Here is a 12,057-nt window from a genome sequence, read left to right as displayed (position 1 = left end):
TAAGAGGCCTAGGCTGGACGTATGAGTATTGAGCGCGGGCGCGGCCGAGTCGCGGGACTGCCGACGTGGGACCGCTGCGCGGTCATGGGGGTCGTGAACGTCACTCCCGATTCCTTCTCCGACGGCGGCCGCTGGTTCGACACGACGGCCGCGGTCAAGCACGGCCTCGGCCTGGTCGCCGAGGGCGCCGACCTCGTGGACGTGGGCGGCGAGTCCACCCGCCCCGGAGCCACCCGCGTCGACGAGGCCGAGGAGCTCAAGCGCGTCATCCCCGTCGTCCGCGGCCTCGCCTCCGAGGGCGTCACCGTCTCCGTGGACACGATGCGCGCCTCCGTCGCCGAGCGGTCGCTCGCCGCGGGCGCCGCCCTGGTCAACGACGTCAGCGGCGGCCTCGCCGACCCCGCGATGATCCCGGCCGTCGCGGCCGCGGGCGCCCCCTTCGTGGTCATGCACTGGCGTGGCCTCCTGGCGGGCGGCAACGTCCAGGGGACGTACGAGGACGTCGTCTCCGAGGTCCTCGACGAACTCCACGCGCGCGTGGAGGCCGTCCTGGCGGGCGGCATCGCCCCCGACCGCGTCGTCGTCGACCCCGGGCTCGGCTTCTCCAAGGACCCCGAGCACGACCTGGCCCTCCTGGCCCACCTGGACCGCCTGCGCGGGCTCGGCCACCCCCTGCTGGTCGCCGCCTCCCGCAAGCGCTTCCTCGGCCGCGTCCTGGCCGGCCCCGAAGGCGCCCCGCCTCCCGCGCGCGAGCGCGACGCCGCCACCGCCGCCGTCTCGGCCATCGCCGCCCAGCAGGGCGCCTGGGCGGTCCGCGTGCACGAGGTACGGGCCACCGCCGACGCCGTACGGGTCGCCCGCGCCGTCGAGGGCGCCCGCGCCGCCGGGACATCCGACGCCGCCGGCGGTCCGGCCGCCGAGGGCGCCCGGTGAGCACACCCCGTACCGACATCGAACAGGTCGAACTCGCCAACACCACGTACTACGAGGCGATGGAACGCGGGGACTTCGAGGAACTGACCTCGCTGTGGCTGGCCCCGCTGGACACGTCCGACGACGACTTCGAGGGCGAGGGCGCGGTCGTGTCCTGCGTCCACCCCGGCTGGCCCGTCCTCAACGGCCGCGGCGAGGTGCTCCGGTCGTACGCGCTGATCATGGCGAACACGGAGTACATCCAGTTCTTCCTCACCGACGTGCGCGTCTCCGTGTCCGGCGACACGGCCCTGGTGACCTGCACCGAGAACATCCTCAGCGGCGGTCCCGCCCCCGACGAGGGCGGCGAGCTCGGCCCGCTCGTCGGCCAGCTGGTCGTCGCCACGAACGTGTTCCGGCGTACCCCCGACGGATGGAAACTCTGGTCCCACCACGCCTCCCCCGTGCTGGCCGAGTCCGGCGAGGAAGAAGACGGGGACACCGCCGGTTGAGTGGGTAGGGGTCCCAGGGAGACCAAAGGGTGATTGGAATCTCCGGTCCGGGGTAGGGGCGGCTACCAGCCCGTGAGCCGCCGCGTTCCCCAAGGGAAACGCCCGGTGAAACCTCATGACCTTCACCGGGGCGCCCGTCCTCGCGGGCGGGCGTTGTCAGTGCTCGCAGGTAGATTCGTTCGAGGCCGGTGTGCCGACCGCGGTCGGCGTACGACGGCCTTCCCCGACAATTGCAGGAGTGATTCGCGTGGATCGTGTCGCGCTGCGCGGCCTCAAGGCCCGTGGGCACCACGGCGTCTTCCAGAAGGAGCGCGAGGAGGGCCAGACCTTCATCGTGGACCTGACGCTGGGCCTGGACACCCGCCCGGCCGCGGCCGACGACGACCTGGCGAAGACCGTGCACTACGGCATCGTGGCGGAAGAGGTCGTCGCCGTGGTCGAGGGCGAGCCGGTCGATCTCATCGAGACGCTGGCCGAGCGCATCGCCCAGACGTGCCTCAAGCACGACGGAGTCCAGGAGGTCGAGGTCTGCGTCCACAAACCGGACGCGCCCATCACGGTCCCCTTCGACGACGTGACCGTCACGATCATCCGGAGCCGAGTATGACCACATCCTTCACCGAGGGTCAGAGCGACCCGACCGTCCAGCCGGTGCCCGCCTCCGTGGTCGAGCAGGTCGACGCGGCCGACACGACCCTGAGCAACCCCAAGCGCGCGGTGATCTCCCTCGGCTCGAACCTGGGCAACCGCCTGGAGAACCTCCAGGGAGCCGTCGACGCCCTGGAGGACACCCCGGGCGTCCGGGTCAAAGCGGTCTCCCCCGTCTACGAGACCGAGCCGTGGGGCGTCGAACCGGGCAGCCAGCCCTCGTACTTCAACGCGGTCGTGGTGCTCAGGACCACCCTCCCGCCGTCCTCGCTCCTGGAGCGGGCCCACGCGGTCGAGGAGGCCTTCCACCGCGTACGGGACGAGCGCTGGGGTCCGCGCACGATCGACGTGGACATCGTGGCGTACGCCGAAGTCGTCTCCGACGACCCGGTGCTGACCCTCCCTCACCCCCGCGCCCACGAGCGGGCCTTCGTCCTCGCCCCCTGGCACGACGTGGATCCCGAGGCGCAGCTCCCCGGCCACGGCGCCGTCGCCCGGCTCCTGGACACCATCACCCGGGACGGTGTCGCGGCCCGCGCCGACCTGGAACTCCGGCTGCCCGAGTAGTCGTTAAGGTCAAGACGACCACAGGCCGGCCCCGACACGGGCCCGGCCGCACACGGGCTACCGAAGGGGCAACGTGAAACAGCTGCGGATCAGGACACTGGCTGCCGTGTTCGTGGTGGCCGGAGTGCTGTCCTGGGCGGGCGCCCGCCTGTGGAACGCGGTGGGCACACTTCCCCGGGTCCCGCTGGCCGCCCCCATCGTCCTCGCCCTGATCGCGATCGTCCTCCTCGCCACGGCCCTGTCGCTGCGCGCCCGCCTCAAGGCCCAGCGCGAGCGCCGCCCCGGCGCCAAGGGCGTCGATCCGCTGATGGCCGCCCGCGCGGTCGTCTTCGGTCAGGCGAGCGCCCTGGTGGCCGCCCTGGTGGCGGGCATGTACGGCGGCACGGGGGTCTACCTCCTGGGGTGGCTGGAGGACCCCGCTCGCCGCGACCAGGCCATCTACGCCGGCCTCTCGGTCCTCGCCGGAATCGGCGTGATAGCGGCCGCCTTCTTCCTGGAACGCGTCTGCCGGCTCCCGGAGGACGACGACCAGCACCGCGACGGGACGGCCCCGGTGGCGTAGTCCGTCACCGCGCGCGCAGTCCCCGCAGGGCGGTTCCAGTCCGGTCTGGTCCGGTTCGGTTCGGTTCGGTTCGGTCCAGTCCGGTGGATCGCCCAGAGCGGGCCGCGGATCTGATGGGCCGATCCAGCGGTCCGAGCCGGCGGTCCGGGCTAGCGGGCCGAGCTGGCGGGCCGAGCTGGCGGGCCGGGCTAGCGGGCCGGGCTAGCGGGCCGGGCTAGCGGGCCGGGCTAGCGGGCCGGGCTAGCGGGCCATGATGAGGCTCATCGCCTCGTTGCGGGTCGCTGCGTCCCGCAGCTGTCCGCGCACCGCCGACGTGATGGTCTTCGCGCCGGGCTTGCGGATACCGCGCATGGACATGCACATGTGCTCGCACTCGATGACCACGATCACACCGCGCGGCTCCAGGATCTCCATCAGGGAGTCGGCGACCTGCGTCGTCAGCCGCTCCTGGACCTGGGGACGACGGGCGTAGACGTCGACGAGACGGGCCAGCTTGGACAGGCCGGTGATCTTGCCGCTGGTCGACGGGATGTAGCCGACGTGCGCGACACCTCTGAACGGGACCAGGTGGTGCTCACAGGTGCTGAACACCTCGATGTCCTTCACCAGGACCATCTCGTCGTGGCCCAGGTCGAACGTCGTCGTCAGCACGTCCTCCGGCTGCTGCAGCAGGCCCGCGAATATCTCCTTGTACGCCCGCGCGACCCGCCCGGGTGTCTCTCGCAGTCCCTCGCGGTCCGGGTCCTCGCCGACCGCGATCAGGAGTTCGCGTACGGCGTTCTCGGCTCGCTTCTCGTCGAACTCGCCGATCACGGCCTCGCCGTCCAGCGTCACGGGGTCGGTCATCTGGTCCTCGTTCCTGTGGCTCCTGCGCGTGCCTCGACGCGTCCCAAAGGTGCGGGCACACCAAAATGCCGCGCCCCCCAGGCTAGAACCTGGGGGGCGCGGCATCCATTCCGGGCCTGATGAGGCCGACCGGAGCCGAGCGGGCTCAGCTGTCGGTGCGGTCCTCCGGGGCCGTCTCGGTGACCGGGACGGCCTCCGTCGCGGTGGCGATGGCCGCCGCCGATCCGTTCGCCCCGTTCGTCAGCGACAGCTCCTTGGGGGAGAGCACCGGCGGGCGGGTGGACGGGGTACGACGGGAGGAGCCGGTCCACGCGGGGCGGGCCGGGCGCTTCACGATGGGAGCGAAGACCTCGGCGATCTGCTCCTTGCTCAGCGTCTCCTTCTCCAGCAGCTGGAGCACCAGCGCGTCGAGGACGTCGCGGTTCTCGACCAGGATCTCCCAGGCCTCGTTGTGCGCGTTCTCGATGAGCTTCTTGACCTCTTCGTCGACGAGCGCGGCTACCTCTTCCGAGTAGTCACGCGGGTGCGACATCTCCCGGCCCAGGAAGGGCTCGGTGTTGTCGCCGCCGAACTTGATCGCGCCGAGACGCTCGGTCATGCCGTACTGCGTGACCATCGCGCGAGCGGTGGCCGTGGCCTTCTCGATGTCGTTCGCGGCACCGGTGGTCGGGTCGTGGAAGACAAGCTCCTCCGCGGCGCGGCCGCCCAGCATGTACGCGAGCTGGTCCAGCATCTCGTTGCGCGTGGTGGAGTACTTGTCCTCGTCCGGCAGGACCATCGTGTAGCCGAGGGCACGGCCGCGCGACAGGATCGTGATCTTGTGGACCGGGTCGGAGTTCGGAGAAGCCGCCGCGACCAGGGCGTGTCCGCCCTCGTGGTACGCGGTGATCTTCTTCTCCTTGTCCGACATGATCCGGGTCCGCTTCTGCGGGCCCGCGACCACACGGTCGATCGCCTCGTCCAGCATGCTGTTGTCGATCAGCTTCTGGTTGCTGCGCGCGGTGAGCAGCGCAGCTTCGTTCAGCACGTTCGCCAGGTCGGCACCGGTGAAGCCGGGGGTCCGGCGAGCCACCGCGGAGAGGTCGACGTTCGGAGCGACCGGCTTGCCCTTCTGGTGAACCTTGAGGATCTCCAGACGGCCCTGCATGTCCGGACGGTCGACCGCGATCTGGCGGTCGAAGCGGCCGGGGCGCAGGAGGGCCGGGTCGAGGATGTCGGGCCGGTTCGTGGCGGCGATCAGGATGACGCCGCCCTTCACGTCGAAGCCGTCCATCTCGACGAGCAGCTGGTTGAGGGTCTGCTCGCGCTCGTCGTGACCGCCGCCGAGGCCGGCGCCGCGATGACGGCCGACCGCGTCGATCTCGTCGACGAAGACGATCGCCGGGGCGTTCGCCTTGGCCTGCTCGAACAGGTCACGGACTCGGGAGGCACCGACACCGACGAACATCTCGACGAAGTCGGAACCGGAGATGGAGTAGAAGGGAACGCCGGCCTCGCCCGCGACGGCGCGTGCGAGGAGCGTCTTGCCCGTACCAGGAGGCCCGTAGAGCAGGACGCCCTTGGGGATCTTCGCGCCGACGGCCTGGAACTTCGCCGGCTCCTGGAGGAACTCCTTGATCTCGTGGAGCTCCTCGACGGCCTCGTCCGAGCCCGCGACGTCCGAGAACGTCGTCTTCGGGGTGTCCTTGGTGATGAGCTTCGCCTTGGACTTCCCGAAGTTCATGACCCGGGAGCCGCCGCCCTGCATCTGATTCATCAGGAACAGGAACACGACGACGATGAGAACGAAGGGCAGCAGGGACAGCAGGATGCCCACGAAGGGGTTCTGCTTGGACGGCGAAACGGTGTAGCCGTCCGGGATCTGCTTGTTCTGGTACTTGTCCTGAAGAGTGTTGGCCAGGGCCACGCCCTGGTCGCCGATGTAGCTCGCCTGGATCTTCGAGCTGCCGTCAACCTTCTCGCCGTCCTTCAGCGAGACCTTGATGACCTGCTCGTCACCGGTGGTGATCTTGGCCGACTCGACCTGGTTGTCATTGATCGCCTTGACGACCTGGCCGGTGTCCACCGTCTTGTAGCCGCCGGACGAACCGACGACCTGCATCAACACGACCACGGCAAGGACGGCCAGCACGATCCACATGACCGGCCCACGGAAGTATCGCTTCACGTCCATCCATACGGAGCGGTGCCGCCCCGTCCCTCCTGCCATAGTGAGTTTGATAAAGACTGTTCTTCGGACGGTACCCCAGCATTGTCACCCGAAGCCGCAGGGGACTGCTGGCAATCCCGTCCACGCATGCTCCAACGGCGCGAAACCCGCTGGGGTTCCCGATCCGTCCCACGAGGACTGAGCCGCCCTCAGGAAGAGGGCTCTCAGCCGCCGTAGACGTGAGGCGCGAGCGTACCGACGAACGGGAGGTTGCGGTACTTCTCGGCGTAGTCCAGGCCATAGCCGATGACGAACTCGTTCGGGATGTCGAAGCCGACCCACTCGACGTCGATCGCGACCTTGGCCGCGTCCGGCTTGCGCAGCAGCGTGCACACCTTGAGCGAGGCGGGCTCGCGGGAGCCGAGGTTGGAGATCAGCCAGGACAGGGTCAGCCCGGAGTCGATGATGTCCTCGACGATCAGGACGTGCTTGCCCTTGATGTCGGTGTCCAGGTCCTTGAGGATCCGCACCACGCCGGAGGACTGGGTGCCCGCGCCGTACGACGACACGGCCATCCAGTCCATGGTGACGGGGGTGGACAGCGCACGCGCGAGGTCCGCCATGACCATCACGGCGCCCTTGAGCACTCCGACGATCAGCAGGTCCTTGCCCGCGTACTCCGCGTCGATCTTCGCGGCCAGCTCTGCCAGCTTCGCGTCGATCTCTTCCTTGGTGATGAGCACCGACTTGAGGTCGGTGCCCATGTCTTTCGCGTCCACCCGCATCACTTTCGGTCGTCCGTCCCACTTTTTTGGGCTCGTCACCTACAGGGCGCCATGTAACCGGCGACGGTCCCCTTCGGCTCTCCCGCGCGGCCGTTCGGACCGCCCGCGACCCGAGCGAAGGGGTCCCGGGGAGCCGCGTGAGCGGCCCCGGTGCAGGGTCCGGTTTCAGCCTTGCCGAATCACCAGTCTGCCACCCTGGCGCTGGGCGACGACTTTGCCCGGGAGATTGATGGCCCCCTGACCGCGCCATCCGGTGATCAGCCGGTCGATCTCCTCGATGTGCCGGGCGAACAGCGAACCGGCCGGAGCACCCGCCTCGATGGCCGCGCGGCGCAGGATCCGGCGGCGTACGGCGGGCGGCAGGGCGTAGAGCTTGGCGCACTCCAGGAGGCCGGCCGCGTCGCGAACGGACGCCTCGGCCTGGCTGGCCCACGCGTCGAGGGCGTCGGCATCGTCCCGGGAGAGCTGGGCCGTACGGGCGAGAGCCTCGACGACTCCTTTGCCGAGGGCCTTCTCGAGGGCGGGCAGACCCTCGTGGCGCAGCCGGGAGCGGGTGTAGGCCGGATCGGCGTTGTGCGGGTCGTCCCAGACGGGCAGCGACTGGACCATGCACGCCTTGCGGGCGGTCTGCCGGTCCAGGTGCAGGAAGGGACGGCGGTAACGGCCGTCGGCCCCCGAGACCGCGGCCATTCCGGACAGGGAGCGGATACCGGAGCCGCGCGCGAGGCCGAGCAGGACGGTCTCGGCCTGGTCGTCGCGGGTGTGCCCGAGGAGGACCGCGGTGGCGCCGTGGCGTTCGGCGGCGGAGTCCAGGGCGGCGTACCGGGCGTCGCGGGCGGCGGCCTCGGGGCCTCCGTCGCGGCCGACGGTGACGGCGATCGACTCGGCCGGGGCGAGCCCCAGCTCGGTGAGGCGCAGCACGACTTCGTCGGCGCGCAGCTCGGAGCCGGGCTGCAGACCGTGGTCGACGGTGACGCCACCGGCGCGGATACCGAGTTTGGGGGCTTCGAAGGCGAGGGCGGAGGCGAGCGCCATGGAGTCGGCGCCGCCGGAGCAGGCGACGAGCACGAGCGGCGCCGGGGAGACGTCCTCGCCCGGACGGGGCCGGGCGCTCGTGAGGGTCTGGTCGTGCGGGGCGCGCGCGGGCGCGGCGACGCTGCGCCGCGTTCCGGGGGCGGGGACGCGTTCCGCGTCGGGCGCGCAGGGGCGCGCGGCACCGCGTACGGGCGTGCGCCGGGTGTCGTGGGCGGGCGGTTGCTCGGTCAGGATGTCGTGGAGTACGCGGCGGACCGCCAGGCGTATCGCCGCGACCGCAGGATGGGGACCCATGTCCGGTTCCCTTCATGAAGTTTTCGGGGGGTTGGCCCCGGGGATCTGTCACTCAGAGTGTGTAGATGGTGACAGAACCGGGGCGTTCCCCGAGCATTGCACGCCTACCCATGCTCCACGGTCCCTCGGACGGGTGATAGCAGGAGCGTTTGCCTGCCATCGGCCGGATTCGTTTCACCACCGTCGCGGCGGGTTCACGACTCCGCCCTGCGGTGCACCCGCGCGACCCAGTCCGCCGGTTTGGCGATCTCCGCCTTGGTCGGGAGCGTGTTCGGAGAGGTCCACACACGGTTGAAGCCGTCCATGCCGACCTCGTCGACGACCGCCCGTACGAACCGCTCGCCGTCCTTGTACTGCCTGAGCTTGGCGTCCAGGCCGAGCAGCTTGCGCAGGGCCACGTCGAGACGGGAGGCGCCCTTGGCGCGGCGCTGCTGGAATTTCTCGCGGATCTCGGCCACGGAGGGGACCACGGCGGGTCCGACGCCGTCCATCACGAAGTCGGCGTGTCCCTCCAGGAGGGACATCACGGCGGTGAGCCGGCCGAGGATCTCGCGCTGGGCGGGCGTCTGCACGATTTCCACGAGGGAACGTCCGCCGTCGTCCTCCTCGGTGTCGGGGCGGGAGCCGGAGAGCGACTGCGCGGCCTCCCTGATGCGCTCCAGGACGGTCATGGGGTCGACCTCGGTCTCCCCCAAGAACGACTGGATTTCGCCCTCCAGGTGGTCGCGCAGCCAGGGCACGGCCGTGAACTGGGTGCGGTGCGTCTCCTCGTGGAGGCACACCCACAGGCGGAAGTCGTGGGGCTGGACGTCGAGTTCGCGCTCCACGTGCACGATGTTCGGGGCGACCAGCAGGAGCCTGCCGCCGCCGCTGCCGGAGGCGGAGGGCGCCCCCGCGGGCAGGTCCCGGGTCGCGGGAGCGAACGTCTCGTACTGCCCGAGAACCCGCGAGGACAGGAACGACAGCAGCATGCCCAGTTCGACGCCGGTGACCTTGCCCCCGACGGCTCCGAGGACGGCTCCGCCCGCGCTGCTCCCGCGTCGTTCCTGCATCTTGTCCAGAAGGGGCTTGAGGATCTCCCGGAACCCGGCGACGTTCGCCCGGACCCAGCCGGGGCGGTCGACGACGAGTACGGGGGTGTCGTGGACGACGTCCGCACCCATGCGGGTGAAGCCCCGGACGTGCTCCTCCGACGCCTTCGCGTGCCGGCGCAGCTCGGCGACGATGGCCCGGGCCTCGTCGCGGCTCACCTCCGGGCCCGGCCGTACGAGCCGGGTCGCGGTCGCCACCGCGAGATTCCAGTCGACCATCCCAGGAGATGCAGCACCACCGATGCTCGTCATGCGTCAACCGTACGTGAGCGGGTCCGGCTGCGGTGAGGGTCCGACGCCGGATGCCCCCCGGCCGAGGGGCTGGTGGTGCCCCTGGTTCCCACGGGCCGGAAGGGGCCGGGTTCCCGGTCCGGCGCCCGCTACCGGCAGCCGCACGCCACGAGTGCCGTCGCCGCGTGGTCCAACGCCGCCCGGGCCTCCAGGGGGTTCGGGGGGCTGGCCGCGTCGGAGGTCAGGAAGGCGAACGCCAGCAGGCGGCCGTCCTTGTCGACGACGGTGCCGGCGAGGGTGTTGACCCCGGTCAGGGTGCCCGTCTTGGCGCGGACGACTCCGGTGGCGGTGGGGGCGTCGGTGTACCGGGCGCTGAGGGTGCCGGTGAAGCCGGCGACGGGCAGGCCGGTGAGGACCGGCCGGAGTTCGGGGTGGGCCGGGTCGCCGGCCTTGGCCAGCAGGGCGGTGAGCAGGTCGGCGGAGAGCCTGTCGGCGCGGTTCAGGCCACTGCCGTCGGCGAACTGCGCCCCGGCCAGCGGGAGTCCGAGCTTCTTCAGCTGGGCGCGGATCGCCTTCGCGTCGCCGTCGAAACTGGGTTCCTCGCCGGCCGCGAGGGCGACCTGGCGGGCCAGCGCCTCGGCGATGTCGTTGTCACTGTTGGTCAGCATCCGCTCGACCAGGGCGGACAGCGGCGGCGAGGAGACGGAGGCGAGGGCCTGGGAGCGGCTCGTCGCCTTCGAGGGGCCGGGCGCCGTGGCGGTGACGCCGTGGTCGTGCAGCAGGTCCGCGAACGTCCGCGCGGCGTCCGCGGCCGGGTCCATGGCGCGCCCGGCCGGTCCGCTGGACGAGTGGTCCAGGCGGCCCTCGTCGGCCATCAGAGGGGTGACCTTCGCGATGTTGTCGTTCACCCCGATGGGGTGAAGGCCGGGGCCGGAGTACAGCGAGGTGTCGTAGGAGAGCGTCACGTGGTCCATGTGACGGGCCTTCAGGGCCGTGGCCGTCCGTTCGGCGAGGGTCTCCAGGTCCGCCCAGCCGTCCGCGGGCTTGCGCGCGGTCAGCGTCGGGTCGCCGCCTCCGACGAGCACGACCTCCTTGGTGTCGGGCTCCAGGACCGTGCGGGTCTCGACGCGGTGGTCGGGGCCCAGCGCGTCGAGGGCGGCGACCGCGGTCGCGATCTTCGTGGTGGAGGCCGGCGTCTGGACCTGGTCGGCGTTCTTGCCGTAGAGCCGCTTGCCGGTCGCCACGTCGACCACGACGGCGGTGCGCACCGAGCCGAGGACGGGATTGGCCAGCAGCGGGTCGAGCACCTCGGCGAGGGCCTTCCCGGCGGGCGCGGGCGTGGCGCTCGCCTCGCCCCCGAGCCCGGCGAGCACGGAGGCGGCGCTGGGGGCGGGCCTGGGTGACGTTCGGTGCGTACCGGACGTACGTGCGTGATCTGTGCCACCCTCGGGCGTCCGCGATGCGGCCCAGTCCCGCTCCGCCGTACGCTGACCGGTGGAGTCCCAGGGACCGGCCGTGGTCACCACCCCGGCCGCGAGCGCCAGGCCGACCGTCGTCGCGACGGCTGTGACCTGCGGCGTCGTCAACCGCACGGCACGCGGCCGGACGGCTCGGGTGACCCGCGCCACATGCGGTCTCACCATCCGCGCGACCCGCACCACATGCGGTCTCGCGGCCCGCCAAGCCCTCAGCTCTGGCACGACCACCAGCCCCTTTCGCGATCACCCACCTGCGTGAGGGACACTTAATCACCAGAACTATGTGTTGATCATGGAGGAGCCACCGGTGGAGTTCGACGTCACGATCGAGATTCCGAAGGGTTCACGGAACAAGTACGAGGTGGACCACGAGACCGGTCGGATCCGTCTGGACCGTCGACTCTTCACCTCGACCAGCTACCCGGCCGACTACGGCTTCGTCGAGAACACCCTCGGCGAGGACGGCGACCCGCTGGACGCCCTTGTCATCCTGGACGAGCCGACCTTCCCGGGCTGCCTCATCCAGTGCCGCGCGATCGGCATGTTCCGTATGACGGACGAGGCCGGCGGCGACGACAAGCTGCTGTGCGTCCCGGCGCACGACCCGCGCGTGGAGCACCTGCGCGACATCCACCACGTGTCGGAGTTCGACCGCCTGGAGATCCAGCACTTCTTCGAGGTCTACAAGGACCTGGAGCCGGGCAAGTCCGTCGAGGGCGCCGACTGGGTCGGCCGCGCGGAGGCCGAGGCCGAGATCGAGCGTTCCTACAAGCGCCTCAAGGACCAGGGCGGTCACTGACCCCCTCACGGGCGGTCGCCGACCTCCCCTGCCTTCCGAACGGGCCGCGGGGCCCCCCCGGGGGGGCCGGGCCCCTGATGGGTGGGGACCGAGACTGCGGGGTTCGGGAATCGCACTTGAGTCCGCCAACCCCCGGGGCCGGGGCGGG

General features: G+C 70.9%; 12 protein-coding genes. 6 read left to right on the top strand and 6 right to left on the bottom strand.

The genetic code is table 11. From position 1 onward, the window contains the following. Nucleotides 1-21 precede the first annotated feature (21 nt). The 5 genes from folP to ACF07B_RS37590 all read left to right on the top strand — a co-directional run bounded on the left by folP (nucleotide 22) and on the right by ACF07B_RS37590 (nucleotide 3,201). The gene (gene folP, locus ACF07B_RS37610) at nucleotides 22-933 is read left to right on the top strand and encodes a dihydropteroate synthase (RefSeq protein WP_362395827.1); all 912 of its coding nucleotides are present in this window, start codon (nucleotides 22-24) and stop codon (nucleotides 931-933) included. Further along, nucleotides 930-1,424, top strand: coding sequence for a nuclear transport factor 2 family protein (locus tag ACF07B_RS37605; RefSeq protein ID WP_369484852.1), 495 nt, complete (start codon nucleotides 930-932; stop codon nucleotides 1,422-1,424). The genes folP and ACF07B_RS37605 overlap by 4 nt, the downstream gene beginning before the upstream one ends. 247 nt (nucleotides 1,425-1,671) lie before the next feature. Next, entirely contained in the window at nucleotides 1,672-2,031 is a 360-nt protein-coding gene (folB, locus tag ACF07B_RS37600; RefSeq protein ID WP_037625942.1) for a dihydroneopterin aldolase, read from the top strand. Further along, nucleotides 2,028-2,639, top strand: a complete 612-nt coding sequence (folK, locus tag ACF07B_RS37595; protein WP_369484853.1) for a 2-amino-4-hydroxy-6-hydroxymethyldihydropteridine diphosphokinase — start codon at nucleotides 2,028-2,030, stop codon at nucleotides 2,637-2,639. Before folB ends, folK begins: the two co-directional genes overlap by 4 nt. 73 nt (nucleotides 2,640-2,712) lie before the next feature. Further along, nucleotides 2,713-3,201 carry a DUF3180 domain-containing protein gene (locus ACF07B_RS37590; RefSeq protein ID WP_362395818.1) on the top strand — a complete coding sequence of 163 codons (489 nt, stop codon included), beginning with the start codon at nucleotides 2,713-2,715 and terminating at the stop codon, nucleotides 3,199-3,201. Between the two features lie 240 nt (nucleotides 3,202-3,441). Here ACF07B_RS37590 and folE read toward each other — a convergent pair whose 3' ends face one another. The 6 genes from folE to dacB all read right to left on the bottom strand — a co-directional run bounded on the left by folE (nucleotide 3,442) and on the right by dacB (nucleotide 11,338). Then, nucleotides 3,442-4,047: a GTP cyclohydrolase I FolE gene (gene folE / locus ACF07B_RS37585; protein ID WP_369484854.1), complete on the bottom strand. Its 606-nt coding sequence runs from the start codon at nucleotides 4,045-4,047 to the stop codon at nucleotides 3,442-3,444. A 145-nt stretch (nucleotides 4,048-4,192) separates the two neighbouring features. Beyond that, on the bottom strand, nucleotides 4,193-6,220 hold the full coding sequence (gene ftsH, locus ACF07B_RS37580; RefSeq protein WP_392182257.1) for an ATP-dependent zinc metalloprotease FtsH: 2,028 nt from the start codon (nucleotides 6,218-6,220) through the stop codon (nucleotides 4,193-4,195). Nucleotides 6,221-6,420: 200 nt separating this feature from the next. After that, nucleotides 6,421-6,981 (bottom strand): hypoxanthine phosphoribosyltransferase, encoded by a 561-nt coding sequence (gene hpt, locus ACF07B_RS37575; RefSeq protein ID WP_037625953.1) that lies wholly within the window; start codon nucleotides 6,979-6,981, stop codon nucleotides 6,421-6,423. 165 nt (nucleotides 6,982-7,146) lie between these two features. After that, nucleotides 7,147-8,310 (bottom strand): tRNA lysidine(34) synthetase TilS, encoded by a 1,164-nt coding sequence (gene tilS, locus ACF07B_RS37570; RefSeq protein ID WP_392182225.1) that lies wholly within the window; start codon nucleotides 8,308-8,310, stop codon nucleotides 7,147-7,149. A 194-nt stretch (nucleotides 8,311-8,504) separates the two neighbouring features. Continuing rightward, nucleotides 8,505-9,653 (bottom strand): zinc-dependent metalloprotease, encoded by a 1,149-nt coding sequence (locus ACF07B_RS37565; protein WP_369484855.1) that lies wholly within the window; start codon nucleotides 9,651-9,653, stop codon nucleotides 8,505-8,507. A 128-nt stretch (nucleotides 9,654-9,781) separates the two neighbouring features. Then, nucleotides 9,782-11,338, bottom strand: a complete 1,557-nt coding sequence (gene dacB, locus ACF07B_RS37560) for a D-alanyl-D-alanine carboxypeptidase/D-alanyl-D-alanine-endopeptidase (protein ID WP_392182224.1) — start codon at nucleotides 11,336-11,338, stop codon at nucleotides 9,782-9,784. A 79-nt stretch (nucleotides 11,339-11,417) separates the two neighbouring features. Between dacB and ACF07B_RS37555 the strand changes: the two genes are divergently transcribed. Further along, complete coding sequence (locus tag ACF07B_RS37555; RefSeq protein WP_326786340.1) at nucleotides 11,418-11,909, top strand: inorganic diphosphatase; 492 nt, start codon at nucleotides 11,418-11,420, stop codon at nucleotides 11,907-11,909. Nucleotides 11,910-12,057: the final 148 nt, after the last annotated feature.

Origin of the sequence: Streptomyces sp. NPDC015532 (genome assembly GCF_043078065.1) — a bacterium.
In the GTDB taxonomy this organism is placed as follows: domain Bacteria; phylum Actinomycetota; class Actinomycetes; order Streptomycetales; family Streptomycetaceae; genus Streptomyces.
The sequence above is the reverse complement of the archived record's forward strand: the minus strand, read 5'-3'. Positions and strand labels throughout refer to the sequence as shown.

Excerpts from the sequence above, each read along its gene's own strand:
- folE (WP_369484854.1), bottom strand. The coding sequence starts at position 4,047 with ATGACCGACCCCGTGACGCTGGACGGCGAGGCCGTGATCGGCGAGTTC.
- tilS (WP_392182225.1), bottom strand. The coding sequence starts at position 8,310 with ATGGGTCCCCATCCTGCGGTCGCGGCGATACGCCTGGCGGTCCGCCGC.
- ftsH (WP_392182257.1), bottom strand. The coding sequence starts at position 6,220 with ATGGACGTGAAGCGATACTTCCGTGGGCCGGTCATGTGGATCGTGCTG.
- ACF07B_RS37565 (WP_369484855.1), bottom strand. The coding sequence starts at position 9,653 with ATGACGAGCATCGGTGGTGCTGCATCTCCTGGGATGGTCGACTGGAAT.
- folK (WP_369484853.1), top strand. The coding sequence starts at position 2,028 with ATGACCACATCCTTCACCGAGGGTCAGAGCGACCCGACCGTCCAGCCG.
- hpt (WP_037625953.1), bottom strand. The coding sequence starts at position 6,981 with ATGCGGGTGGACGCGAAAGACATGGGCACCGACCTCAAGTCGGTGCTC.
- folP (WP_362395827.1), top strand. The coding sequence starts at position 22 with ATGAGTATTGAGCGCGGGCGCGGCCGAGTCGCGGGACTGCCGACGTGG.